The organism is Pseudomonas sp. FG47, assembly GCF_057809115.1.
Window position 1 is genome coordinate 46229 of sequence record NZ_JBMDJI010000012.1, and the last position, 23542, is coordinate 69770.

23 protein-coding genes and 3 tRNA genes are annotated in these 23542 nt (G+C 64.5%); 13 read left to right on the top strand and 13 right to left on the bottom strand.

All coding sequences use genetic code 11. The features are described from left to right. Positions 1-27: 27 nt before the first annotated feature. On the top strand, positions 28-267 hold the full coding sequence (locus ACODS5_RS11910) for a sulfurtransferase TusA family protein (RefSeq protein WP_023630920.1): 240 nt from the start codon (positions 28-30) through the stop codon (positions 265-267). A 20-nt stretch (positions 268-287) separates the two neighbouring features. Beyond that, positions 288-1358: an AI-2E family transporter gene (locus ACODS5_RS11915; protein ID WP_217849351.1), complete on the top strand. Its 1071-nt coding sequence runs from the start codon at positions 288-290 to the stop codon at positions 1356-1358. A 33-nt stretch (positions 1359-1391) separates the two neighbouring features. On the opposite strand, the gene ACODS5_RS11920 is transcribed toward ACODS5_RS11915, so the two are convergent. Together ACODS5_RS11920 and ACODS5_RS11925 are read right to left on the bottom strand one after the other, a co-directional pair. After that, entirely contained in the window at positions 1392-1865 is a 474-nt protein-coding gene (locus tag ACODS5_RS11920) for a peroxiredoxin (protein ID WP_489108758.1), read from the bottom strand. Between the two features lie 10 nt (positions 1866-1875). After that, positions 1876-2436 carry a glycine cleavage system transcriptional repressor gene (locus ACODS5_RS11925; RefSeq protein WP_134689374.1) on the bottom strand — a complete coding sequence of 187 codons (561 nt, stop codon included), beginning with the start codon at positions 2434-2436 and terminating at the stop codon, positions 1876-1878. A 259-nt stretch (positions 2437-2695) separates the two neighbouring features. Between ACODS5_RS11925 and dapA the strand changes: the two genes are divergently transcribed. The 7 genes from dapA (at position 2696) to mqo (ending at position 9461) form a co-directional block, all read left to right on the top strand. Further along, on the top strand, positions 2696-3583 hold the full coding sequence (gene dapA / locus ACODS5_RS11930) for a 4-hydroxy-tetrahydrodipicolinate synthase (RefSeq protein ID WP_134689372.1): 888 nt from the start codon (positions 2696-2698) through the stop codon (positions 3581-3583). A 17-nt stretch (positions 3584-3600) separates the two neighbouring features. Further along, on the top strand, positions 3601-4716 hold the full coding sequence (bamC, locus tag ACODS5_RS11935; RefSeq protein ID WP_134689370.1) for an NlpB/DapX family lipoprotein: 1116 nt from the start codon (positions 3601-3603) through the stop codon (positions 4714-4716). Further along, positions 4717-5475 carry an MBL fold metallo-hydrolase gene (locus ACODS5_RS11940; RefSeq protein WP_134689368.1) on the top strand — a complete coding sequence of 253 codons (759 nt, stop codon included), beginning with the start codon at positions 4717-4719 and terminating at the stop codon, positions 5473-5475. Positions 5476-5504: 29 nt separating this feature from the next. Then, positions 5505-6215: a phosphoribosylaminoimidazolesuccinocarboxamide synthase gene (gene purC, locus ACODS5_RS11945; protein WP_016392503.1), complete on the top strand. Its 711-nt coding sequence runs from the start codon at positions 5505-5507 to the stop codon at positions 6213-6215. A 91-nt stretch (positions 6216-6306) separates the two neighbouring features. Continuing rightward, positions 6307-6396: transfer RNA gene (locus ACODS5_RS11950), tRNA-Ser, on the top strand. 910 nt (positions 6397-7306) lie between these two features. Beyond that, positions 7307-7498: a DUF4223 family protein gene (locus ACODS5_RS11955; RefSeq protein ID WP_023630554.1), complete on the top strand. Its 192-nt coding sequence runs from the start codon at positions 7307-7309 to the stop codon at positions 7496-7498. A gap of 325 nt (positions 7499-7823) precedes the next feature. Next, complete coding sequence (mqo, locus tag ACODS5_RS11960) at positions 7824-9461, top strand: malate dehydrogenase (quinone) (protein ID WP_134689367.1); 1638 nt, start codon at positions 7824-7826, stop codon at positions 9459-9461. Between the two features lie 185 nt (positions 9462-9646). On the opposite strand, the gene ACODS5_RS11965 is transcribed toward mqo, so the two are convergent. Then, entirely contained in the window at positions 9647-9982 is a 336-nt protein-coding gene (locus ACODS5_RS11965) for an ArsR/SmtB family transcription factor (protein WP_134689586.1), read from the bottom strand. Positions 9983-10030: 48 nt separating this feature from the next. Here ACODS5_RS11965 and ACODS5_RS11970 point away from each other — a divergent pair, with 48 nt between their 5' ends. After that, the gene (locus ACODS5_RS11970; RefSeq protein ID WP_134689365.1) at positions 10031-11122 is read left to right on the top strand and encodes an NADH:flavin oxidoreductase/NADH oxidase; all 1092 of its coding nucleotides are present in this window, start codon (positions 10031-10033) and stop codon (positions 11120-11122) included. Between the two features lie 31 nt (positions 11123-11153). Here the strand turns inward: ACODS5_RS11970 and ACODS5_RS11975 are convergent, their stop codons facing one another. The 5 genes from ACODS5_RS11975 to ACODS5_RS11995 all read right to left on the bottom strand — a co-directional run bounded on the left by ACODS5_RS11975 (position 11154) and on the right by ACODS5_RS11995 (position 17679). Further along, the gene (locus tag ACODS5_RS11975) at positions 11154-12398 is read right to left on the bottom strand and encodes an NAD(P)/FAD-dependent oxidoreductase (protein WP_489108759.1); all 1245 of its coding nucleotides are present in this window, start codon (positions 12396-12398) and stop codon (positions 11154-11156) included. A gap of 3 nt (positions 12399-12401) precedes the next feature. Continuing rightward, positions 12402-13979: an aldehyde dehydrogenase (NADP(+)) gene (locus tag ACODS5_RS11980; protein ID WP_489108760.1), complete on the bottom strand. Its 1578-nt coding sequence runs from the start codon at positions 13977-13979 to the stop codon at positions 12402-12404. A gap of 144 nt (positions 13980-14123) precedes the next feature. Next, positions 14124-15071 carry a dihydrodipicolinate synthase family protein gene (locus ACODS5_RS11985; protein WP_489108761.1) on the bottom strand — a complete coding sequence of 316 codons (948 nt, stop codon included), beginning with the start codon at positions 15069-15071 and terminating at the stop codon, positions 14124-14126. A gap of 41 nt (positions 15072-15112) precedes the next feature. Beyond that, positions 15113-16039, bottom strand: a complete 927-nt coding sequence (locus ACODS5_RS11990) for a 4-hydroxyproline epimerase (protein ID WP_489108762.1) — start codon at positions 16037-16039, stop codon at positions 15113-15115. Positions 16040-16062: 23 nt separating this feature from the next. After that, a complete protein-coding gene (locus tag ACODS5_RS11995) occupies positions 16063-17679 on the bottom strand; it encodes an APC family permease (RefSeq protein ID WP_489108763.1) in 1617 nt (538 codons plus the stop codon). 397 nt (positions 17680-18076) lie between these two features. On the opposite strand from ACODS5_RS11995, the gene ACODS5_RS12000 reads away from it, so the two are divergent. Continuing rightward, a complete protein-coding gene (locus tag ACODS5_RS12000) occupies positions 18077-18844 on the top strand; it encodes a PAS domain-containing protein (RefSeq protein ID WP_489108764.1) in 768 nt (255 codons plus the stop codon). Here the strand turns inward: ACODS5_RS12000 and ACODS5_RS12005 are convergent. The 3 genes from ACODS5_RS12005 to rdgC all read right to left on the bottom strand — a co-directional run bounded on the left by ACODS5_RS12005 (position 18832) and on the right by rdgC (position 21796). Next, the gene (locus ACODS5_RS12005) at positions 18832-19719 is read right to left on the bottom strand and encodes a LysR family transcriptional regulator (protein WP_134689349.1); all 888 of its coding nucleotides are present in this window, start codon (positions 19717-19719) and stop codon (positions 18832-18834) included. The genes ACODS5_RS12000 and ACODS5_RS12005 overlap by 13 nt on opposite strands. 131 nt (positions 19720-19850) lie before the next feature. Beyond that, on the bottom strand, positions 19851-20810 hold the full coding sequence (locus ACODS5_RS12010; RefSeq protein ID WP_489108765.1) for a bile acid:sodium symporter family protein: 960 nt from the start codon (positions 20808-20810) through the stop codon (positions 19851-19853). Positions 20811-20875: 65 nt separating this feature from the next. Further along, positions 20876-21796 carry a recombination-associated protein RdgC gene (rdgC, locus tag ACODS5_RS12015; protein ID WP_134689345.1) on the bottom strand — a complete coding sequence of 307 codons (921 nt, stop codon included), beginning with the start codon at positions 21794-21796 and terminating at the stop codon, positions 20876-20878. A gap of 215 nt (positions 21797-22011) precedes the next feature. Here rdgC and ACODS5_RS12020 point away from each other — a divergent pair. Both ACODS5_RS12020 and ACODS5_RS12025 read left to right on the top strand, forming a co-directional pair. Continuing rightward, positions 22012-22087 (top strand) — tRNA-Val (locus tag ACODS5_RS12020). Between the two features lie 13 nt (positions 22088-22100). Beyond that, a tRNA-Asp gene (locus tag ACODS5_RS12025) sits at positions 22101-22177 on the top strand. Between the two features lie 146 nt (positions 22178-22323). On the opposite strand, the gene map is transcribed toward ACODS5_RS12025, so the two are convergent. Together map and ACODS5_RS12035 are read right to left on the bottom strand one after the other, a co-directional pair. Then, on the bottom strand, positions 22324-23109 hold the full coding sequence (gene map, locus ACODS5_RS12030) for a type I methionyl aminopeptidase (RefSeq protein ID WP_134689343.1): 786 nt from the start codon (positions 23107-23109) through the stop codon (positions 22324-22326). Then, positions 23106-23309, bottom strand: a complete 204-nt coding sequence (locus ACODS5_RS12035; RefSeq protein ID WP_134689341.1) for a ParD-like family protein — start codon at positions 23307-23309, stop codon at positions 23106-23108. The genes map and ACODS5_RS12035 overlap by 4 nt, the downstream gene beginning before the upstream one ends. Between the last annotated feature and the right edge of the window lie 233 nt (positions 23310-23542).

Genomic DNA, 23542 nt, shown 5'->3' on the forward strand with positions numbered 1-23542 from the left:
CCCCATGCGGTCCTGGAGCGCTGCCCGATGAGTGACACCCCGACTTGTGACGCCGAGCTCGATGCCAGCGGTCTCAACTGTCCATTGCCGCTGCTCAAGGCGAAGATGGAGCTCAATCGCCTGGCCAGCGGCGCGGTGCTCAAGGTGCTCGCCACCGACGCCGGTTCCCAGCGCGACTTTCGCACGTTCGCCCAATTGGCCGGTCATACGCTGCTGCATGAAACGGCCGAGGCCGGCGTGTACACCTATTGGCTGCGCAAGGCCTGAGTCTTTCCCAAGGATCGTCAATGTTCAAAGTGCTTCGCGACTGGATGCAGCGCTACTTCTCCGATGAGGAGGCGGTGGTGCTGGCGGTCCTGCTGGTCCTGGCCTTCGCCGTGGTGCTGACCCTGGGTGGCATGCTCGCGCCCGTGTTGGCGGGCATGGTCCTGGCGTTTCTGATGCAGGGGCTGGTCAACGCCCTGGAGCGTCTGAAAGTACCGACCCGGCTGGCGGTCTGGCTGGTGTTCGCCCTGTTCATGGGCGCGCTGGCGGTGTTCCTGCTGGTACTGGTGCCGTTGCTCTGGCATCAGCTGATCACCCTTTTCAACGAACTACCGGGGATGCTCGGCAAGTGGCAGTCACTGTTGCTGCTGCTGCCCGAGCGCTATCCGCACCTGGTATCGGACGAGCAGGTGCTGCGCGCCATCGAGTCGGTGCGCGGCGAGATCGGCAAGTTCGGCCAATGGGCGCTGACCTTCTCGCTGTCGAGCCTGCCGTTGCTGGTCAACGCGATGATCTACCTGGTGCTGGTGCCGATCCTGGTGTTCTTCTTCCTCAAGGACCGCGAGCTGATCGGGCGCTGGGTCAGTGGCTACCTGCCCCGTGAGCGTACGCTGCTCAACCGGGTGGGCGACGAGATGAACCGGCAGATCGCCAACTATATCCGCGGCAAGGGCATCGAGATTCTGATCTGTGGCATTGCCACGTATATCGCCTTCATCACCCTGGGCCTCAACTATGCCGCCCTGCTGGCGCTGCTGGTGGGCCTGTCGGTGGTGGTGCCGTATGTCGGCGCGGTGGTGGTGACGGTGCCGGTGACGCTGATCGCGCTGTTCCAGTGGGGCTGGGGCGACCAGTTCATCTACCTGATGGCGGTGTACGCGATCATCCAGGCGCTGGACGGCAACGTGTTGGTGCCGCTGCTGTTTTCCGAGGCGGTGAGCTTGCACCCGGTAGCGATCATCTGCGCGGTGCTGCTGTTCGGCGGGCTGTGGGGCTTCTGGGGGATCTTCTTCGCGATCCCGCTGGCGACGCTGTTCAAGGCGGTGCTGGATGCCTGGCCGCGGCAGGACGCATCGGTCGCGCCGATGCTGTAATCGCGATAGGGGCGCAAGGCGCCCCCAACGATCTCAAGCCTTGTTCAGGGCCTGCGCCGCCGCCAACACGGCATCCACATGCCCCGGCACCTTCACCCCACGCCACTCCTGGCGCAGCACGCCGTCGCGGTCGATCAGGAAGGTGCTGCGGTCGACGCCCATATATTCCTTGCCGTACAGCTTCTTCAGCTTGATCACGTCGAACAGCTGGCACAGCGCCTCGTCCTTGTCGCTGATCAGCTCGAAGGGAAACGCCTGCTTGGCCTTGAAGTTCTCGTGGGACTTCAGGCCGTCACGCGATACGCCGAACACCAGGGTGTTGGCGGCCTGGAACGCCGCGTGCTGGTCGCGGAAACCCTGGCCTTCGGTGGTGCAGCCCGGGGTGCTGTCCTTGGGGTAGAAGTACAGCACCACTTGCTGGCCTTTCAGCTCGGTGAGGTTGACGGTCTGGCCGCTGGTGGCCTGAACCTGGAAATCGCTGACGGGTTGGTCGATGGCTACGGCCATGGGGGTTTCCTTACACGGGGTTCTGTGGGCGCCACGGTTCGATCAGCGCATCCAGGTTCAGGGCATCGGCGAAGTCCAGGAACTGGTCGCGCAGCCAGCTGATCTGCGTGCCGGCCGGCAGGATCACGGTGAATTGGGCGTTGAGCATGCTGCTGCCGGTCTGCGGTGCCAGGTAGGTATCGCAGGTCATGGCTTCCAGTTCGACGCGGTGGTCGAGGAAGAACTGGCACAGCTCGTTGATGATGTCCGGGCGGTAGGCGGCACTGACATAGGCCACGTAGGGCAGGGCCTGCGGGCGTACTTCCTGGTCGGCGCTGCGCACCACGTCCAGGGTCAGGCCGTGCTTCTTGCCCAGGCCAGGCAGGGTCGCCTCCAGGCGCGCCAGGGCGTCCCAGCTGCCTCCGACCTGCAGCACCAGGGCGCTGGTTTCGCCGTGGCGGGTCAGGCGCGAGGTGACCACCGCGCAACGATTGTCGAAGGCCGCGCGGCTCAGGACATTGGCCAGCTCCATGGGGTTGGGGCCCAGGGCGCTGATGACGAGGAATTGTTCGCGAACGGTGGGGGAGGACATGCAGCATTCCTAAAGCGATGAGCGGTCGGTACTGGACCGGGGCAGGCCTCGTTTTCGGCGGGGCCGCGGCCGGTTCGGGCGGCGGTGGACGCAGGCGAGGAGCACTGTCGACGGCCCGGCGGGCCGCACTGTACCAATCAAAGGATCAAGGGTAGCGAAAAGCGGCGCGAAGGGGAATGCTCCACCCGCCTGCTTCGCTTGTGCAAGGCCGATGCCCCCAGTACCATTACCGCTCTCTTTTTCCGGCAGGAGCAATTACATGATTGCGGGCAGTATGGTGGCGTTGGTCACACCCATGGATGCACAAGGGCGTCTGGACTGGGACAGCCTCGACAAACTTGTAGACTTCCACCTGGAAAATGGCACTCACGCGATCGTAGCTGTCGGTACCACCGGCGAATCCGCCACGCTGGATGTCGAGGAGCACATCCTGGTCATCAAGCATGTGGTCGAGCGGGTCAAGCACAGCAAGAAGCGGATCCCGGTGATTGCCGGCACCGGTGCCAACTCCACTGCCGAAGCCGTGCACCTGACCAAGAATGCCAAGAATGCCGGCGCCGACGCCTGCCTGCTCGTCGTGCCGTACTACAACAAGCCGACCCAGGAAGGCCTGTACCAGCACTTCAAGCACATTGCCGAAGCCGTCGACATCCCGCAGATCCTGTACAACGTGCCCGGCCGCACCTCCTGCGACATGCAGGCCGAGACCGTGATCCGCCTGTCGAAGGTCAAGAACATCATCGGCATCAAGGAAGCCACTGGCGACCTGGTCCGTGCCAAGGCCATCCTGGACGGCGTCGACAAGGACTTCATCGTCCTGTCCGGCGACGATCCGACCGCCGTCGAGCTGATCCTGATGGGTGGCAAGGGCAACATCTCCGTCACGGCCAACGTCGCCCCGCGCGAAATGGCCGACCTGTGCGAGGCCGCCCTTGCGGGCAATGCCGAGAAGGCCCGCGCAATCAACGAAAAACTCATGCCGCTGCACAAGGACCTGTTCTGCGAGGCCAACCCGATCCCGGTGAAATGGGCGCTGGTGGAAATGGGCCTGATGCACAAAGGTATCCGCCTGCCGCTGACCTGGCTGAGCGAAGGCTGTCACGAAAAAGTCCGTACTGCCTTGCGCCAGTCCGGCGTACTGGTTTAAACGAGGAAGTACACCGCATGAAGCGACTGGCTGGTCTTTCCGCTCTCGCCCTGATCATCTCCAGCACCAGCGGGTGCGGCTGGCTTTGGGGGGAGGATGGCTATTTCCGCGACCGCGGCAGCGATTACCTGCAGGCGCACCCCACCGCGCCGATGCAGCTGCCGCCGGACGCCAGCAACGTCAAGCGCCTGGACCCGCTGCTGCCGATCCCGCGCAACGTCGCCGACGATCGCGCCACCGGCGAGTTCGAGGTGCCGCGCCCGCAACCGCTGTCGGCCACCGCCAGCATCAGCGATTTCAGCCTGCAGCGCAGCGGCAGCAGCCGCTGGGTGCTGGCCCAGCGCTCGCCGGCCGAAGTCTGGCCGGTGACCCGCCAGTTCTTCGAGGACAACGGTTTCCGCATCGCCGAAGAGCGTCCGCAAACAGGCGAATTCAACACCACCTGGCAGCGTTTCGACGAGCTGTCGGCGTCCCTCGGCCAGCGCCTGGCCAGTGCTTCCAGCAGCCCGAACAGCGAAGTTCGCGTGCGGGTGCGCATGGAGCCTGGCGTGCAGCGCAACACCTCCGAGGTGTACATCGTCAGCGTCGAGCGCCCGGCCGGCAGCACTGCCGAGCCTGAGTTCCCGTCGACCTCCAGCAACACCGGCGCCGACGCGCTGCTGGTCGACGAAATGCTCGCCAGCATGAACCGCAGCGCTGAGAAGGGCGGTTCGGTCTCGCTGCTCGCCGCCCGCGACTTCGATGCGCCGAGCCAGGTCAGCCTGAGCGAGGATGGCAGCGGCAACCCGGTGCTGTACCTCGGTTCCGACCTGGACCGCGCCTGGTCTGGCGTGGGCCGCGCCCTGGAACAGGGCGAATGGCGCGTCGAGGACATCAACCGCAGCCTGGGCCTGTACTACATCAACCTGTCCGAGAAGCCCGACGACAAGCAGAAGGAGCCTGGCTTCTTCAGTCGCCTGTTCGGCAGCGAGCCGAGCAAGGAAGAGCGTGAAGCCCGTGCCGAGCGCTACCAGGTTCGCCTGAGCAAGGTGGGTGAGAACGTCCAGGTGACCGTCGAGAAGAACATCAACACCGTGGCCCCGGCCGATGTCGCCCGCCGCGTGCTGAGCGCCATCCAGGACCGTCTGGGCTAAGTGCGCTTCGCGGTTCTTGGAAGCGGTAGCCAGGGAAACGGCACGCTGATTGCCAGTGGTGACACCTTCATCCTGGTCGACTGCGGCTTCTCGCTACGGGAAACCGAGCGGCGCCTGGCGCTGCTCGGGGTATCGGCCTCGCAACTGAGCGCGGTGCTGGTGACCCACGAACATGCCGACCACGTGCATGGGGTAGGGTTGCTGTCGCGCCGCTACAATGTACCGGTCTACATGAGCCAAGGCACATTGCGCGGCCTGCGCAAGCCGGTGGAGGTGGCCGGTTTCCTCGGTTGCGGCGATGTGCTGCCGGTCGCTGACCTGCAGGTCAGCGCCACACGGGTCGAGCACGACGCCTACGAACCGTTGCAGTACGTGATCAGCGATGGCCGCCGGCGTTTCGGCATGCTCACCGACCTGGGCAGCTACGACTACCACCTGTTGTCGCGCTATCAAGGGCTGGACGCACTGCTGATCGAGGCCAACCATTGCCGGGATCTGTTGGCCCGCGGTCATTATCCGAACTTTCTCAAGTTGCGGGTCGGCGGCAGCCAGGGACATTTGAACAACCACCAGGCCGCCAGCCTGGTGGCCGAGCTGGGCTGGCAGCACCTGCAGCACCTGGTGCTGGCCCATCTCAGCAGCAAGAACAACCTGCCACATCTGGCCCGCCAGTGCTTTGTCGACACCCTCGGGTGCGACCCGGACTGGCTCCAGGTGGCCAACCAGGACCATGGGCTCGACTGGCGCCAGATCGCCTAGCCCACCTACTCAAGCAAGCGGAGCCCATCATGGAAAAACGCGACGAACTCTACCGCGGCAAGGCCAAATCGGTTTACCAGACCGACGACGCCGACCGCTTGATCCTGCTGTTCCGTAACGACACCTCGGCGTTCGACGGCAAGCGCATCGAGCAGCTGGACCGCAAGGGCATGGTGAACAACAAGTTCAACGCCTTCATCATGCAGAAGCTCGAAGAAGCCGGCGTGCCGACCCAGTTCGACAAGCTGCTGGGCGACAACGAGTGCCTGGTGAAGAAGCTCGACATGATTCCGGTCGAGTGCGTGGTGCGCAACTACGCCGCCGGCAGCCTGGTCAAGCGCCTGGGCGTCGAGGAAGGCATCAAGCTGGAGCCCTCGACCTTCGAGCTGTTCCTGAAGAACGACGAGAAGGGTGACCCCTTCATCAACGAATCCCACGTTGTCGCTTTCGGCTGGGGCACCGCCGAGCAACTGGTCGAGATGAAGAAGCTGTCGCTGAAGGTCAACGAAGTGCTGAGCAAGCTGTTCGATGACGCCGGCCTGCTGCTGGTCGACTTCAAGCTGGAGTTCGGCGTGTTCCACGGCCAGATCGTCCTGGGCGACGAGTTCAGCCCGGACGGCTGCCGCCTGTGGGACAAGGAAACCCGCAAGAAGATGGACAAGGACCGCTTCCGCCAGGGCCTGGGTGACGTGATCGAAGCCTACGAAGAAGTTGCCAAGCGCCTGGGCGTGCCGCTGTAAGCGGTGCGTTCACGCAAGCGCCTGATACCACGCGAATTTTTTTCAAAAAAGGTTTGCCAGAAACGAAAACGCTGGTATGATGCGCGCCATTGGAGAGATGCCGGAGTGGTCGAACGGGACGGATTCGAAATCCGTTGTACTGGCAACAGTACCTAGGGTTCAAATCCCTATCTCTCCGCCATACGCGAAGTAGTCGAAGCCCCCGAAAATGTTGAGTTTTCGGGGGCTTCGTCGTTTCAGGGTATTGTCTTAGGGCAAATTTAGGGCAGATATCCAGTCTCATAGGCCGCATTGGGGCGGATCAGTCCGCCCCAAACCCCATCATTCTGCAGACGATATCCGCCATGCTTTGGTGTCCTTCGGGATCCACTGGCCGTAGTGCTTGCGAACTGTTGTCGTGTCTTAGTGGCCTAGTTGGCGGGCGACCCATTCAATGGGTAGGCGTGCAGAAAATCGGTTTGAACAAATACGTTTAAAAGGCAAGCGGTGCTGTTCGTCTTGTCGTTGTTGCCGCCACGTTCTGGATGAGCGATGGCAATACGGCGAGTTACAATTCTGTTGCCCGTCTGAGTGTTTTTCGTTCGACTGATTTTTGGAAGGTTATGTTTTATCGTACGTTCTTTCTGGTCTTGAGCCTGGTACCGACCCTGGTCGGGGCGGTGAGTTTGCAAGAGCATCTCGGGGATCTGCAGGCGACGTTGCGGCCCGCGTTGGACACTGCCCCGCGGGAGCAGCCAGTGGCGCCTGCCGCCGCGAGCCATTTCAGCGTTGCTCCGTTGGCTGGCGTGCTCACGCCGGGCCATTGCACGACCGTCACCCTTGAGCCTGAGCAATCATCCTGCGTGCGCATCGAAATTTGCCCCGAGTGCGCACAATAGTGCTCCGTTAGTGCATTGCCGTGCGCTCGTCGCCAACTTCTCATCCTGTAACGTTTAAGCAATGGCTGCGCGGGCTTAGTTGCAGCCTGGCAACTTATTAGTGCGCGCGAGCCCGGCCTCGATGTCGCACTAACGGCTTTCACTGCATGGTACTTTTCCCGTATGATCCGCGCGCCATCAGTGTGATGGTGGATCATGGACTAAAGGATTTTTATGAAAAAGCTGATCAAAGCTACTGTTGCTGTTGCCGTCGTTTCGGGCGTTGCCCTGCTGTCCGGCTGCACCGGCCAGGTCTACAACCAGCCTAAGAACTGCTCGTACGACTACCTGTTCCACCCATCGGTTTCCATTTCCAAGATCATCGGCGGCTGCGGCCCGATCGACAAACTGCCTCAGCAGCAGTAATCCTGGAAATACCCGATCGGGCCACGCGTGGCCTGATCCAAGACCCCCGGCCATGGACATGGCCGGGGGTTTTTGTTTTTCGCGGCGTGGTGGCTTGTCGCGTGGCAACCTGTCGTCTTGACGCCCCGAGCCGCGTTTGTTTGTGCTGGCAATTCGGTTACAATCCGTCAATCGTTTCAGCCTTGTCGGTCAATCCGACCAAAGGCTGGTACGTCCTTGTCTCTCTGGCTGCTGAACAATGATCACAACAAGCCTGCGCTGAAGAACATGGAACCTCTGGGCCAGCCACAGGCCCACCCTGCGTTCTACTGACTGGAATCGATCAATGTTCAAGAAAGCTGGCAAGACCTTGCTGGGTCTGGCTGTCGCGGCGAGCGTCATGCAAGCGCATGCTGCCGACACCAAGAAAGTCGACGTGCTGCTGGTTGGCGGCGGTATCATGAGTTCCACCCTGGCGGTCTGGCTCAACGAGCTGGAGCCGACCTGGTCGATGGAAATGGTCGAGCGCCTGGACGGCGTCGCCGAAGAAAGCTCCAACGGCTGGAACAACGCCGGTACCGGCCACTCCGCGCTGGCCGAGCTGAACTACACCCCGGAAGACAAAGACGGCAACGTCAACATCACCAAGGCCATCGAGATCAACGAGTCGTTCCAGATCTCCCGCCAGTTCTGGGCCTGGCAAGTACGCCAGGGCGTGCTGAAGAACCCGCACTCGTTCATCAACACCACCCCGCACATGAGCTTCGTCTGGGGCGATGACAACATCAAGTTCCTGAAGAAGCGCTACGACGCCCTGCAGGCCAGCCCGCTGTTCCGTCCGATGCAGTACTCCGAGGACCACGCGCAGATCGCCAAGTGGGTCCCGCTGATGATGGAAGGCCGTGACCCGAACCAGAAGCTGGCGGTCACCTGGACGCCGATCGGCACCGACGTCAACTTCGGCGAAATCACCCGCCAGTTCGTTGGCAGCCTGCAGACCAAAGAGAACTTCGACCTGAAGCTCTCCACCGAAGTGCAGGACATCACCCGCAACGAAGACGGCTCCTGGCACGTCGAGTACAAGAACCTGAAGGACGGTACCGAATCGGCCACCGACGCCAAGTTCCTGTTCATCGGTGCCGGCGGTGGCGCGCTGAAGCTGCTGCAGAAGTCGGGCATCCCGGAAGCCAAGGAATACGCCGGCTTCCCGGTTGGCGGCTCGTTCCTGGTAACCGAGAACCCGACCGTTGCCATGCAGCACATGGCCAAGGCCTACGGCATCGCCTCGACCGGCGCGCCACCCATGTCGGTTCCACACCTGGACACCCGCGTGCTGGACGGCAAGCGCGTGATCCTGTTCGGGCCATTCGCCACCTTCTCGACCAAGTTCCTGAAGAACGGCTCGTACCTGGACCTGCTGAGCAGCACCACCACCCACAACGTCTGGCCGATGGCGCGCGTGGGTATCGACCAGTACCCGCTGGTCGAGTACCTCGCCGGCCAGCTGATGCAGTCTGACGACGACCGTTTCGCCGCGCTGCAAACCTACTTCCCGAACGCCAAGAAGGAAGACTGGAAGCTGTGGCAGGCCGGTCAGCGCGTGCAGATCATCAAGCGTGACGAAGAGAAGGGCGGCGTGCTGAAGCTGGGCACCGAAGTGGTCGCGTCCCAGGACCGCACCATCGCCGGCCTGCTGGGCGCCTCGCCAGGTGCCTCGACCGCCGCGCCGATCATGCTCAACGTGCTGGAAACCGTGTTCAAGGAGAAGGTCGCCACCCCAGAGTGGCAGGCCAAGATCAAGGAGATCGTCCCAAGCTACGGTACCAAGCTGAACGCGTCGGCCGCTGCCACCCAGAAAGAGTGGGACTACACCGCCGAAGTGCTGCAACTGGAGAAGCCGCCAGTGCTCGACCAGAGCGTCAAGACTGGCGTTGCCCCGGCCGCACCGGTCGAGAGCAAGCCTGCCAACGACATGGCGCTGTAAGGCCTGAATGCTTGCCGGGCTTGCCCGGCAACATCGACCACGAGGATCGCCCCTGGCGGCCTCGTGGTTTTTTTGCGCCTGCGTATTGCATGAGCGTTGTCGGAGCCGGGTTGCCGGCGAACACCAGCACTGCCAGTGCCATCGACCGCCTTGCCTGTTCGCCAGCAAGGCTGGTTCCTACACGCCTAGCGCTGTTCGAGGATTTTTGCCAGCAGCCCAGGGAAGCGTCCGTCCAGGGCTTCTCTGCGCAGCGAGTTCATATGCGTGGTGCCGACATTGCGGGTGTGGACCAAGCCGGAATCGCGCAACACGCGAAAATGATGGGACATGCTCGACTTAGGGCGGCCGCCGTCCAGCTCGCCGCAACTGGCTTCGGCGACGCTGGCCAGGTAGCGCACGATTTGCAGGCGTAGTGGATCGCTCAGGGCGTACAGCAGGCGCTCCAGCGTCAGGTCTTCAGGGTTGGGGTGGGTATAGGCTCGCATGGCACACATGATAGCGGGGGTTTCACAAAATACCAAAGTTCGAATATGATCGAACAATCGTATCCCGTCCCCTGGAGTCTCGCCATGGCCGCATTGTTCGAACCCTACACCCTCAAAGACCTCAACCTGCGCAACCGCATCGCCATTCCACCGATGTGCCAATACATGGCCGAGGACGGCCTGATCAATGACTGGCACCAGGTGCATTACGCGGGCCTGGCCCGTGGTGGCGCCGGCCTGGTGGTGGTCGAGGCCACCGCGGTGTCGCCGGAAGGGCGCATCACCCCCGGTTGCGCCGGTATCTGGAACGATGCCCAGGCCCAGGCGTTCGTGCCGGTGGTCAAGGCAATCAAGGCCGCCGGCTCGGTGCCGGGCATCCAGATCGCCCACGCCGGGCGCAAGGCCAGCGCCAACCGCCCCTGGGAAGGTGACGACCACATCGCCGCCGACGATGCCCGCGGCTGGGACATCATTGCCCCCTCCGCCATCGCCTTCGGCGCCCACCTGCCGAAAGTGCCGAAGGCCATGACCCTGGACGATATCGCCCGGGTCAAGCAGGACTTCGTCGATGCCGCACGGCGTGCCCGCGATGCCGGTTTCCAATGGATCGAGCTGCACTTTGCCCACGGCTATCTGGGCCAGAGCTTCTTCTCCGAGCATTCCAACCAGCGCACCGATGCCTACGGCGGCAGCTTCGACAACCGCACGCGCTTCCTTTTGGAAACCCTGGCCGCCGTGCGCGAGGTATGGCCGGAGAACCTGCCGCTGACCGCTCGCTTCGGCGTGCTGGAGTATGACGGCCGTGACGAGCAGACCTTGCAGGAGTCCATCGAACTGGCCCGCCGATTCAAGGCCGGTGGCCTGGATCTGCTGAGCGTTAGCGTTGGCTTCACCATTGCCGAGACCAATATCCCGTGGGGCCCGGCGTTCATGGGGCCGATCGCCGAGCGGGTGCGCCGTGAAGCGAAGTTGCCGGTAACCTCGGCCTGGGGCTTCGGCACCCCGGAGCTGGCTGAAGGGGCGTTGCAGGCCAACCAGCTGGACCTGGTGTCGGTGGGGCGTGCGCACCTGGCTGACCCGCACTGGCCGTATGCCGCCGCCAAGGCCCTGGGCGTGGACAAGGCCTCGTGGACCTTGCCAGCACCTTATGCGCACTGGCTCGAGCGCTATCGCTGAGTAAGGCAGGGGCCGCCACGCGGCCCCCGTTTCAAAACCGGCTCAATCGATAGGCGCTGATTTGCGGGCAGTCTTCGCCATTTACCAAGCGCCCCATCCATTGCGCCGTCACCGCCGCCTGGGTCAACCCCAAATGCTGGTGCCCGAACGCCAGCAACACCTTGCCATCGGCTACCCGGTCGATCACCGGCAGCGAATCCGGCAACGACGGCCGGAACCCCATCCACGGCGTCGCCCCCTCGGCATCCAGCTCACGCCGGAACAAACCCTTGCTCAACCTGTGCAGCTGCCACGCCCGTTGCATGCTCGGCGGCGCCGCGAGCCCGGCGAACTCCACCGTGCCGGCCAGGCGCAGGCCGTCGGCCATGGGCGTCATGATGAACTTGCGCTCCAGCGAGGTGACGGCAAACGGCAGGCGCTGCTGCTCCGCCGGCAGCATCAGGTGGTAGCCGCGCTCGGTATCCAGGGGCACCCGCCGGCCGGTCAGGGTGGCGGTGAGCTTGGCCGAGTGGGCGCCGGCGCTGACCAACACCTGGCTGGCCTCGACGAGGCCCTGGTCGCTGGCAAGGCTGACGCCCTGGCCATGCACCCGGCCGCCACTGACCTCGGCGCGCAGAAAGCGTACGCCGCTGGCCCTGGCGGCGTTGAACAGTTCGCAGACCACTTGATAGGGGTCGAGGAAGTGACCGGTACGCGGGAAGAACAAGCCACCCAGGATCGACGGGCTCAACTGCGGCGCCGCTTCGCTCACTGCCTCTGCCGACCACAGGTCCACGGGTACGCCCTGTGCCTGCATGCGGGCGCGCAACGCCGCGAGGGCCTGGCGCGACTCATGGCGTTCGAACACCAGCAGCGAACCGTCTTCCTTGAGCAAGGGGCTGCGGTCGATGGATGCGAGCAGCCGTTGCCAGGCGCCAAGGCTGTTTTCATTCAACGCCCGAATGCCCGCCACGCTGCGCTGGAACGGCGCCGGACGCAGGTTCAGCAGCAGCCGGGTGAACCAGGGCAGGGCGCGCGGCAGGTACTTCCAGTCCAGGCGCAGCGGGCCCATCGGGTCCAGCAGCATGGATGGCAGGCGCTTGAGGATCGACAGGTCGGCGATGGGAAACACCTGCTCGGTGGCCAGGTGCCCGGCGTTGCCATACGAAGCGCCGTGGCCCGGTGCCTGGCGATCGATCAGCAGCACCCGGCGGCCCTGGCGTGCCAGCTGCAGGGCGCAGGCGACGCCGACGATGCCGGCGCCGACCACGGCGATGTCCGTGTCAGTGGCGGTCATGGTTCAGGCTTCCCGCAGGCCATCGAGCAGCCGCCGCAGGTGCAGCGGATTGGCCTGCTGCAATGCGCCGGGCAGCAGGGTGTCGGGGAAGTCCTGGTAGCACACTGGGCGCAGGAAGCGCAGGATCGCCGCAGTGCCCACCGAGGTACCGCGGGCGTCCGAGGTGGCTGGGAACGGGCCGCCATGGACCATGGCATCGCTGACCTCGACCCCGGTCGGCCAGCCATTGACCAGGATCCGCCCGGCCTTGCGTTCGAGGGTCGGCAGCAGGCGGCGGGCGCTGTGCAGATCGGCCTCGTCCAGGTGCAGGGTGGCGGTCAGTTGGCCTTCCAGATGCTCGGCCACCTGGCGGATTTGCTCATCGTTGTCGCATGCCACCACCAGCGAGGCGGCGCCGAACACTTCGGCTTGCAGCATAGGGTCGGCAAGAAACGCCTGAGCGGTGGTGACGAACAACTGAGCCTGGCCCTGGTTCGGCCCCTGCGCCGGCAGGCCACTCGCCGCGCAGCGGGCGTTTTGGTTTTCGCTCAATGCTGCCACGCCGTCAGCATAGGCATGGGCGATACCTGGGGTGAGCATGGTCTGCGCTGCCGCTTGGTTAACATGGGCGCTGGCGGCAACCAGGAAGCGCTCGAGGGCCGGGCCCTGTCGGGCGACCAGCAGCCCGGGATTGGTGCAGAACTGGCCGGCGCCTTGGGTCAGCGAAGTGACAAAGCCTTGCGCCAGGGCTTCACTGCGCGTGCGCAAGGCGCCATCGAACAGGAACACCGGGTTGATAGCGCTCATTTCGGCATAGACCGGGATCGGCTCCGGGCGCGCCTGGGCCGCCTGGCAAAGGGCGAGGCCACCGCTGCGTGAACCGGTGAAACCGACCGCCTTGATGCGTGGATCGGTGACCAGGCCGATGCCCACTTCATGGCCTGCGCCGTATAGCAGGGAAAACACGCCCTCGGGCAGTTCGCACTGCGCGACTGCCCGGGCCACGGCCTGGCCAACCAGCTCGCTGGTGCCGGGGTGGGCGCCGTGGGCCTTGACCACCACCGGGCAGCCCGCAGCCAGGGCCGAGGCGGTGTCGCCACCGGCCACCGAGAAGGCCAGGGGGAAGTTGCTGGCACCGAACACCGCCACCGGGCCCAGGGCCACCTGGCGTTGGCGCAGGTCGGGGCGGGCCAGGGGCTGGCGCTCGGGCAGGGCATTGTCCACGCGCACATCCAGCCACTCTCCGGCGCGTACCACACGGGCGAAGGTGCGCAACTGGGCGCAGCTGCGGCCACGCTCACCCAGCAGGCGGGCCTTGGGCAGGCCGGTCTCGGCGTGGGCGCGGTCGATCAGCGCATCGCCCAGGGCTTCGATCTGTTCGGCGATGGTTTCGAGAAAGTGGGCGCGCTGTTCGAGGGGCGTTTCGCGGTAGGCATCGAATGCCGCCCAGGCCAGGGCGCAGGCTTGGGCCACCTGTTCGCCGCTGGCGCCGGCATAGGCGGGTTCCAGGGCCTGGTTGCTGCTCGGGTCGATGGCACGGATCGCTTCGCGGTTGCCGGGCACGGCACGCTGGCCGATCAGCAGGTTGCCTGTCAGGGTCATGATGCGTCCTTTGGGATTGAGTTCGGGAGAAAGCGGGCCGCTGTGCGGCCCATCGCCGGCAAGCCGGCTCCCACAGGTACTGCGCAAGGCTTGAGGCTTGTGGGCGCTGGCTTGCTGGCGATGGGGGCGAAGCAGCTCCTGGAGTCAGGCCTGGTTCTGCTCGGCCGACCAGTTGGCGTACCAGCTGCGGAACAGCGCGTACTGCTGCTCGGCATAGTTGCGCTGGGCGTCGCTGAGGGCATCGGTTTCGTTGAAGTGCAGGCGGTACTCGGTGTCGCCGTTGAGCACCATCAGGTGCTTGTAGTACAGCACCAGGTCGCAGCCTTCATCGAACGATGACAGTACCGCCAGCGCCGACTCCAGCTCACGTGCCTGACGCCGGGCCTTGGCATCGCCCTTGGCGGCGCGCTTGCTCAGGCTGACCAGTTGCAGCACCTCGCGCGGCAGGGCGTTGCCGATACCGGTGATGGCGCCGGTGGCGTTGCAGTTGACGAAACCGTGCACCACTTGCGTGTCGACGCCGACCATCAAGGTCACGGCATCATCCTGGGAGGTGATGTGTTCGGCGGCGTAGCGCAGGTCGGCGCCACCGCCGAACTCCTTGAAGCCGATCAGGTTCGGGTACTCGCGGCGCAGTTCGAAGAACAGGTCGGCGCGGGTGGCGAAGCCGTAGTAGGGGCTGTTGTAGATCACCGCCGGCAGCTTCGGCGCGGCGGCGAGGATTGCCGAGAAGTGGTGCTTCTGGGCGATCAGCGAGGCGCCGCGGGACAGCACGCGGGGGATGACCATCAGGCCGGCGGCACCAACCTTGGCGGCGTGGGCGGCATGGGATACGGCTTCGCGGGTGTTCACCGCGCCGGTGCCGACGATGGTCGGGATGCCGGCGGCCACCAGGCGCGCCACGCCTTCCTGGCGCTCGGCCTCGGTCAGCAGCGGCCAGTCGCCCATCGAGCCGCAGTACACCACCGCGCTCATGCCGGCGTCGATCAGTTCGCGGCCCTTGCGCACCAGGGCGTCGAAGTCCGGCTTGCGCTCGGCGGTGCAGGGGGTCATCAGGGCGGGCATGGTGCCGGTGAAGATGTTGTCGGTCATTGTTGTCACTCCTGGCGGTATTCAGTGGGAAATGAACGGGGTCAGATGCCCCAGGCGAAGGGATCCTGTTCGTCGATCAGCAGGCTGCTGTCGGCGGTCATGTGGGCGCGGCCGGTGATGAACGGGCGAATGCGTTCGCCGTCGCGTTCGTAGCGGCCCTGGAATTGGCTGCCGGTGATGCTGGCCTGGACCCAGGTCTGGCCTTCGGCGAGCTTGCCATCGGCGGCCAGGCACGCCAACTTGGCGCTGGTGCCGGTGCCACAGGGCGAGCGGTCGTAGGCCTTGCCGGGGCACATGACGAAGTTGCGGCTGTCCGCTTCGGCGTCGTCGGCGAACAGCTCGACATGGTCGATCGGGGCGCCGTCCTCGCCGCTGATGCCTTGTGCTTCGAGGGCCTTGAGCAGGGCCCAGGTGTAGTCGGTGAGGGCTTCGCGGTTGTCCAACTCGATACGCTGGCCGTGGTCGCAGACCAGGAAGAACCAGTTGCCGCCCCAGGCGATGTCGCCACGCACCTGGCCATGCCCAGGCACTTGCACCGCTACCTGCCGGCGGTAGCGGTAGGACGGCACGTTGCCGACAGTGACGGAGCCGTCGTCATGCAAGGTGGCGCTGACCTGGCCGACCGGCGTGTCGATCTTGTGCACGCCAGGCTCGATCAGGCCGAGGTGGCGCAGTGAAGCGACCAGGCCGATGGTGCCGTGACCGCACATGTTCAGGTAGCCGGTGTTGTTGAAGAAGATCACCCCGCAGGTGGCATCCGCAGACACCGGGGGGCAGTACAGCGCGCCCACCAGCACATCGTTGCCGCGCGGCTCCAGCAGGCAGGCGCGGCGCCAGTGGTCGTGCAGCTCGCGCAGTTCGTCGCGCTGCTCGGCCATGCTATGACCGTGCAGTGGCGGGAAGCCCTTCATCACCAGGCGGGTCGGTTCGCCGCCGGTGTGGGAGTCGATGACATGAAGCTGTTTCATCAGCGTGTCCATTGTGTAGTGGGTCAGGAGGCGACAGCGGTGGGTTGCCCGTCGGCATGGGTTTCGCTGCTGGCTTCGCTTTCGTCGTCGCCATCGAGGCGCACCAGCCGCGCCGGCACGCCGGTGGCGGCGCCCCAGTAGTAGATGCCCAAGGCACTGGCAGCCACGACCACGGTATCCAGCGGGTGGCCGATCACGCCCAGGCCACCGAAGCTGCCCAGCCAGGAGAGGAAAATGGTCACGGCGTAGAAGCCGATCAGCCAGGCCGACGAGCGCACCTGCTGGCCCAGCGACAGGTGTTCGGTAGGCACGAAGCGTCGGCACAGCAGGTACAGCACGAACATCACGATCTGCAGCGCCAGCAGCCAGGACACGGTGTTCCAGCCCGACCAGTAGACGATCAGCGCGGCGATGATGAACGACAGCGGGCCGAGCACGCCCATGCCCTTGACCCGGAACGGCCGGGCCATGTCCGGGGCGCTGCGGCGCAGGGCGGCCACGGACACCGGGGCCACGGCGTAGCTCAGCACCAGGGCGGCGGAGACCACGTTGATCAGCGCCTCCCACGACGGGAACGGCAGGGTCCAGAACACCGCCAGGGCGAAGGTCAGCCACAGCGCCGGGCGCGGGATGCCGGACTGCTCGTCGATGCGGGTGAAGTACTTGAAGAAGGTGCCGGTCTGCGCCCAGCCGTAGATCACTCGCGGGGTGGCGTTCATGTAGATGTTGCCGCAGCCGCTGGGCGAGATCACCGCGTCGGCCACCACCAGGTAGGCCAGCCAGCCGACGCCCAGGGCCAGGGCGATGTCACGGTAGGGCAGGGCCAGTTCCTTGGTCACCCCGGCCCAGCCGTTGGCAATCATCTCGGTTGGCACGCTGCCGAGGAACGCCAGTTGCAGCAGGGCATAGATCGCGGTAGACAGCAGCACCGAGAGAATCAGCGCGATGGGGATGGTGCGCTGCGGGTTCTTCACCTCGCTGGCCACCGAGATGATCGGGGTCAGGCCCAGGTAGGCGAAGATGATGCCGCCGGCCGACACCGCCATTTCCACCCCGGACAGGCCGAACGGGGCGAAGCCCTGGACCTCGAAGTTTTCCGGCTTGAAGAAGGTGAACAGCACGCCGATCACCAGCAGCGGCACGATGAACTTGAACACGCTGACCAGGTTGTTGGCCTTGGCGAAGGTCTTCACGCTGCGGTAGTTGAGCACGAAGAACAGCCCGAGCAGGGCGAACTGCACCAGCCAGCCGAGCACCGTCGGGTCGCTGGAGCCGCTCTTGGTCAAGGCCGGGAACCAGGCCGCGGCGTACTGGCGCGAGGCGACCACCTCGATGGCGATCAGGCTGGAGAAGGCGATCAGGGTGATGAAGCCCATCAGGTAGCCAAGCAGCGGGCCGTGGGAGTACACCGGGTAGCGCACCACGCCGCCGGCCCGTGGCAGGGCGGCGCCGAGCTCACAGTAGACGATGCCCAGCAGCAGCACGGCGAAACCGCCGAGGAACCAGGAGAGGATGCCGGCCGGGCCGGCGATGGCCGAGACGTGGCTGGCGGCGAACAGCCAGCCCGAGCCGAAGATGGCGCCGAGGCCGATGAAGGTGAGGTCCAGCAATGACAGCTGTTTCTTGAATTTGCCTGACATGGGTGCGCCTTCTTGTAGGTTTTGGATAGGCAGGTCTGATGTCACGATGCGGCGGCATATGCCGCGTTCTTGTAGGTCATGGGGCGGCTTGCGTGGGGCATAGAGTGGACCGATCGGGGGCTCGGTTCTTGACGGTTTTCTGCAGAGTGAGTGACGAAATCAGCACAATTGGCAAAAAGCGGTGGCGGGGTGGAAGTGCCCAGAGATAGGCTGAAAGCCATAATGGACAGGGGTTTGGTGAAGTGGTGTCAGCTGCAATCACCGCCCCCTGTAGGAGCGGCCTTGTGTCGCGAAAGGGCCGCAGAGCGGCCCCGGCAATTTTGCATGAAGGCACAGATCCCGGGGCTGCTGCGCAGCCCTTTCGCGACACAAGGCCGCTCCTACAATGAGCCGACAGATGACCGACAACCCCCTGGTAACCCTCGACCAGCACCGCCCCGCCACCCTCGAGGCGCTGCTGGCCGGTGTGTCGTTGCTGCTGCCGATCCTTGACGCCATCCCCAACGCCGCAATCTTCATCAAGGACCCGGCCGCACGCTACGTGTTGGCTAACAACACTCTGGTCCAGCGCTGCGGCCTAAAATGCCTGCAACCGCTGCTGGGCAAGACCAGCGCCGAAGTGTTTCCGGCACAGCTGGGCCCCGGCTATACCGAGCAGGACCGTCGTGTGCTCAAGGAAGGGCTGGTACTTGAAGACCAGCTCGAGCTGCACCTGTACGGCAGCCGCGAGCCCGGTTGGTGCCTGACCCACAAGCGCCCGCTGTACAACCAGCTGGGCGAAATCATCGGCCTGGTCGGCATCTCGGTCGACCTGCAGTCAGCCGCCGACAGCCACCCCGCCTACCAGCGCCTGGCGGCGGTGGACGAACACATCCGTCAGCACTTCCACCAACCGATCAGCCTCGGTGAACTGACCCGCATCGCTGGCATCTCGGTGGCGCAACTGGAGCGCTATTGCAAGAAAGTGTTCCACCTCACGCCGCGGCAGATGATCCACAAGGCGCGCCTGGAGCACGCCCATCACCTGCTACACAGCGACCTGCCGATCATCGAGGTCGCCCTGCGCTGCGGCTACACCGACCACAGCGCTTTCAGCCGGCAGTTCAAGCAACTGACCGGCTTCAGCCCGCGGCAGTATCGGCAGGCGACGGCTCAGGAAGGTTGAAACAGGGCTTTTGCCTCGTCGAAACACTGCTCGGCGATTGCCGAACGGGGTTCGCTGCGGCGCAGCAGCAGGCCGATCGGGCTATGGATGCTGGCTTCCTGCACGGGGATGATGCGCATGTGCTGGCTCAATTCCTCCAGCCCGCAATCGAGCGGCATGATCGCGCAGCACACACCGGTATTGATCGCCTGGATCAGTTGGAAGGTCGAGTCGCTCTCGAGCACGGCGTTGGGTTCCAGGCCCCGGCTACGGAAGCTCAGGTCCAGCGACTGGCGGTAGTGCATGCCCTTGCTCAGCAGGCCCAGCGGCAGCTCGCCGAGGTCGTCCCAGCGTAGGGCATCGGCCTCGAACTGGAAATGCCGGGTGTCGTGCAACAGGCCCATGGTGGTGGTGCTCAGCTCGATCACCTCGAAGAAACTGGTGTTGACCTGGTCGAGGTAACAGATGCCCAGGTCGAGCTGGTTGCGGCTCAGGCCGTCGATGACCTGTTCGGAGCTCAGTGACGACAGTTGGAAGTGCAGCTCGGGGTATTTTTCACGCAGCGGCATCAGCAACGCCATCGGGTTGAAGCTGGCCAGCGGCACGGTACCCAGGCGCAGGCTGCCGACCACCTGGCCGCGGCAACTGGCGGCCTCGGCCTGCAGGCCGTCGTGGGCGGCGAGCAAGGTGCGGGCCCAGGCCAGGATGCGCTCGCCAGCTTCGGTGAAACCTTCGAAGCGCTGGCCACGCTTGACCAGCACCAGGTCGAGCTCATCCTCGAGGTTGCGCAGGCGCATGGACAGGGTCGGCTGGGTGATATGGCAAAGCGCCGCGGCCTGGCCGAAGTGGCGGGTCTGGTCGAGGGCGATGAGGAACTTGAGCTGTTTGATGTCCATGGGGCGGCCTGGGTTGCGGGGTGTGATGACCTTAACCAACAGTGAAGCATCTGGCTAATCATTGATGACAAAATCGCCGGCCCGGCGCGGATTGCACCTGTCCTTGTCAGCAAGGCCAGCGTCTGCGCAGGTCATGGTGCAGGGGCGGGCTGCTCGACGACGACAGGCTCCTGTAGGCGCCGGAACCAGGTCGACAGCAGCGCCCCGGATAGGTTGTGCCACACGCTGAACAACGCACTGGGCACTGCCGCCAGTGGCGAGAAATGCGCCGCCGCCAGCGCCGCGCCCAGCCCCGAGTTCTGCATGCCCACCTCCAGCGCCAGCGACTTGCGCTGGGCCAGCGGCAAGTTGCACAACTTGCCGGTGAGGTAGCCCAACAGGAAGCCGAAGCTGTTGTGCAGGATCACCACGGCCATGATCAATAGCCCCGACTCGGCGATCTTCGCCTGGCTGGCCGCCACCACCGCGCAGACGATCATCACGATGCTCACCACCGACACCAGCGGCAGTACCTGCACCGCCAGATGCACCCGGGCGCCAAGCAGGCGCTGGGCGAGCACGCCGAGCACGATCGGCAGCATCACCAGCTGCAGGATCGACCAGAACATGTCCATGAACGAAACCGGCAGCCAGGCCGAGGCCAGCAACCAGATCAGCGCCGGGGTCAGCAGTGGCGCGAGCAGGGTGGTCACCGCGGCGATCGCCACCGCCAGCGCCAGGTCGCCGCGGGACAGCCAGACCATCACGTTGGACGCCGTGCCGCTTGGGCAGCAGCCGACCAGGATCACGCCGACGGCGATCTGCGCTGGCAGCTGGAACAACTGGCACAGCAACCAGGCCATGCCCGGCATGATCACGAAGTGCGCCACCACCCCTAGCGCCACCCGCCAGGGTTGGCGGGCGACGGCGGCGAAATCGTCGAGCTTGAGGGTCAGGCCCATGCCGAACATCACCAGGCCCAACAAGGGCACGATGGCCACCTTCAGCGCGATGAACCACTGCGGCATGACGAAGGCCAGGCAGGCGAACAGCAGCACCCACAAGGCGAAGGTATTGCCGACGAAGCGGCTGAGAGCGGCGAGGGCACGCATGGGCAGGTCCTTGTTCTATTTGTATGTAGGAGCCGGCCAGGCTCCTACGGGAAGCGCCCCAGTAATCAGACCCCCTGCGGGATCTCTTCGCCACCCAGGGCCTCGAACAGCAGCGGGAGGAACTCGGTGAAGGTCATCATCATCAGGGTGAAGCTGGCGTCGAACTGCTGTTGCGCTTCGTCGCCACCGTCCTGTTCGGCCTGCTCCTGCAGCAGCTCCTCGAACTTCAGGCGCTTGATCACCATCTTGTCGTCGAGTACGAACGACAGTTTGTCCTGCCAGGCCAGGGCCAACTGGGTGACCACCTTGCCGGTGCTCAGGTGCAGCTGGATTTCCTCGCCGGTCAGGTCCTGGCGCTTGCAGCGCACGATGCCGCCGTCTTCGGCGGTGTCACGCAGTTCGCATTCGTCGAGTACATAGAAGCCCTCGGCGGCCTGCTGCGACTTGACCCAGTCGGTCATGGTCGCGCTCGGCGCGATCTTCACCGTGGCCGGGCGCACTGGCAGCGAGCCGATCACTTCACGCAGGGTCGACAGCAGGTCTTCGGCGCGCTTGGCGCTGGCCGAGTTGACCAGGATCATGCCCAGGCGCGGGGCGATGGCGGCGAAGATCATCGAGCGGCGGATGAACGCACGCGGCAGGAATGCCTGGATGATCTCGTCCTTGATCTGGTCGCGCTCCTTCTTGTAGACCTTGCGCATCTGCTCGGTCTCGATTTCCTCGACCTTCTCCTTGACCGCATCGTTGACCACGCTGCTGGGCAGGATACGTTCTTCCTTACGGGCGGCGATCAGCATGAACTCGCCGCTGACGTGCACCAGCGGCGCGTCAGCGCCCTTGCCGAACGGTGCGACGAAACCGTAGGTGGTCAGTTCCTGGCTGGCGCAGGGGCGGGCCGGCTTGCTGGCCAGGGCGGTTTCCAGGGCTTGCGCCTCGAACGGTACTTCCTGGGTCAGGCGATAGGACAGCAGGTTCTTGAACCACATGAGGGGGGATCTCTCCTTAATACATAAGGCGGGCATTATTCTCCGAGCGGCGGTTGAAGGCCAACCCTGTCATACGGCCAGCACCTTATAGAGAGGAAGAAACACCCGGCATTGCTAGGTCTTTGAAAGGCCTGAGAATTTTTTTTAAAAAAGTTTAAAAAAGTGCTTGCCAGGGTGGCAGGCCCTCCGTAGAATGCGCGCCACACCGAGACGAAGGGTGATTAGCTCAGCCGGGAGAGCATCTGCCTTACAAGCAGAGGGTCGGCGGTTCGATCCCGTCATCACCCACCACTCGATGTATAGCGCGGCGGTAGTTCAGTCGGTTAGAATACCGGCCTGTCACGCCGGGGGTCGCGGGTTCGAGTCCCGTCCGCCGCGCCATATTTAGCTTCCAGGGCCCACTGAACACCCGGAAGCAACAGAGAAAGCGACCTTAGGGTCGCTTTTTTTGTGTCTGCTGTTTCTGCAGGCTGTCTTGGGGGCTGATGCCAAGACATCCAAGCCGGCAGCCCCCCAGGCACTCTCTCTCAGGGCTTCGCGCCCAGCCGCTCTTCCTCGCGCAACGTCAGCACCTCATAGCCGGTTTCGGTCACCGCCACGGTGTGCTCCCACTGTGCCGACAAGCTGTGGTCGCGGGTGATCACCGTCCAGCCATCGCGCAGGCCACGGGTACCGCGCCCACCTTGGTTGATCATCGGCTCGATGGTGAACACCATGCCCGCTTGCAATGCCAGGCCCATGCCCCGTTGCCCGTAGTGCAGCACCTCGGGCGCTTCGTGCATCTGGGTGCCGATGCCATGCCCGCAGTATTCGCGCACCACGCTGTAGCCCGCCGCCTCGGCATGGGTCTGGATGGCATGGCCGATATCGCCCAGGGTGGCGCCAGGGCGAACCTGTTCGATGCCTTTCCATAAGGCCGCGTAGGTGGTGTCGACCAGCCGCCGGGCCTGGTCGTCGATCTGGCCGATGGCGTACATTTTCGACGAGTCGGCGATATAGCCACCCTGTTCCAGGGTGATGTCGACATTGACGATGGAGCCTTCACCCAGCACCTCGTCGGCCTTGGGCATGCCGTGGCAGACCACATGGTCCACCGAGGTGTTCAGCGCGTAGGGAAAGCCGTACTGGCCCTTGCTCGCAGGGCGTGCCTTGAGGCGCTCGATGATGAAGGCTTCGGCGCGATCGTTGATCTGCATCGTGGTCACGCCGGGGCGGATGAAACCGTCGAGGTCGGCGAACACCTGTGCCAGCAACTGGCCGGCGCGGCGCATCAGCGCCAGTTGCGCGGCGTCCTTGAGGATGACCTGGCTCATCGCAGCAATTCCTTGAGGTTGGCTTGCTCCTGGCGCAGCAGCTGGCGCAGCAGTTCCTGGTAGGTGGCTTGCGGGTGCAGCTCGGCGAGCATGCCGAGGCGGATCCAGTGTTCGGCCTGGGCGTTGATCGAGCGCGACAAGGCGGCGCTGGCCACGCGCAGGTCTTCGTGGAGGTCGTCGGCGATCTTGACGATGCCCATGGTGCTTTACCTGTTTATATGAAACGTATGCGAATCATATAGTCGTGGCGCTGTTCATGCCACCCGCTGGTGCAGCGCTCCCTGCCGTGGTGCACGCGCAATCGCCGGGGCAGCGCGCCGCTGGCGTGGTTGCGGCGTGATCAAGAGATGGCCCGGCTTTTGCTGAATGTCCTGGATACGGGCCATCAACGTCGATGGCCCATTTCATCACGACGAAGGCGCCGTGTTGCCCT

Excerpts from the sequence above, each read along its gene's own strand:
- ACODS5_RS11910 (WP_023630920.1), top strand. The coding sequence starts at position 28 with ATGAGTGACACCCCGACTTGTGACGCCGAGCTCGATGCCAGCGGTCTC.
- ACODS5_RS11915 (WP_217849351.1), top strand. The coding sequence starts at position 288 with ATGTTCAAAGTGCTTCGCGACTGGATGCAGCGCTACTTCTCCGATGAG.
- ACODS5_RS11920 (WP_489108758.1), bottom strand. The coding sequence starts at position 1,865 with ATGGCCGTAGCCATCGACCAACCCGTCAGCGATTTCCAGGTTCAGGCC.
- ACODS5_RS11925 (WP_134689374.1), bottom strand. The coding sequence starts at position 2,436 with ATGTCCTCCCCCACCGTTCGCGAACAATTCCTCGTCATCAGCGCCCTG.
- dapA (WP_134689372.1), top strand. The coding sequence starts at position 2,696 with ATGATTGCGGGCAGTATGGTGGCGTTGGTCACACCCATGGATGCACAA.
- bamC (WP_134689370.1), top strand. The coding sequence starts at position 3,601 with ATGAAGCGACTGGCTGGTCTTTCCGCTCTCGCCCTGATCATCTCCAGC.
- purC (WP_016392503.1), top strand. The coding sequence starts at position 5,505 with ATGGAAAAACGCGACGAACTCTACCGCGGCAAGGCCAAATCGGTTTAC.
- ACODS5_RS11955 (WP_023630554.1), top strand. The coding sequence starts at position 7,307 with ATGAAAAAGCTGATCAAAGCTACTGTTGCTGTTGCCGTCGTTTCGGGC.
- mqo (WP_134689367.1), top strand. The coding sequence starts at position 7,824 with ATGTTCAAGAAAGCTGGCAAGACCTTGCTGGGTCTGGCTGTCGCGGCG.
- ACODS5_RS11970 (WP_134689365.1), top strand. The coding sequence starts at position 10,031 with ATGGCCGCATTGTTCGAACCCTACACCCTCAAAGACCTCAACCTGCGC.
- ACODS5_RS11975 (WP_489108759.1), bottom strand. The coding sequence starts at position 12,398 with ATGACCGCCACTGACACGGACATCGCCGTGGTCGGCGCCGGCATCGTC.
- ACODS5_RS11980 (WP_489108760.1), bottom strand. The coding sequence starts at position 13,979 with ATGACCCTGACAGGCAACCTGCTGATCGGCCAGCGTGCCGTGCCCGGC.
- ACODS5_RS11985 (WP_489108761.1), bottom strand. The coding sequence starts at position 15,071 with ATGACCGACAACATCTTCACCGGCACCATGCCCGCCCTGATGACCCCC.
- ACODS5_RS11990 (WP_489108762.1), bottom strand. The coding sequence starts at position 16,039 with ATGAAACAGCTTCATGTCATCGACTCCCACACCGGCGGCGAACCGACC.
- ACODS5_RS11995 (WP_489108763.1), bottom strand. The coding sequence starts at position 17,679 with ATGTCAGGCAAATTCAAGAAACAGCTGTCATTGCTGGACCTCACCTTC.
- ACODS5_RS12000 (WP_489108764.1), top strand. The coding sequence starts at position 18,077 with ATGACCGACAACCCCCTGGTAACCCTCGACCAGCACCGCCCCGCCACC.
- ACODS5_RS12005 (WP_134689349.1), bottom strand. The coding sequence starts at position 19,719 with ATGGACATCAAACAGCTCAAGTTCCTCATCGCCCTCGACCAGACCCGC.
- ACODS5_RS12010 (WP_489108765.1), bottom strand. The coding sequence starts at position 20,810 with ATGCGTGCCCTCGCCGCTCTCAGCCGCTTCGTCGGCAATACCTTCGCC.
- rdgC (WP_134689345.1), bottom strand. The coding sequence starts at position 21,796 with ATGTGGTTCAAGAACCTGCTGTCCTATCGCCTGACCCAGGAAGTACCG.
- map (WP_134689343.1), bottom strand. The coding sequence starts at position 23,109 with ATGAGCCAGGTCATCCTCAAGGACGCCGCGCAACTGGCGCTGATGCGC.
- ACODS5_RS12035 (WP_134689341.1), bottom strand. The coding sequence starts at position 23,309 with ATGGGCATCGTCAAGATCGCCGACGACCTCCACGAAGACCTGCGCGTG.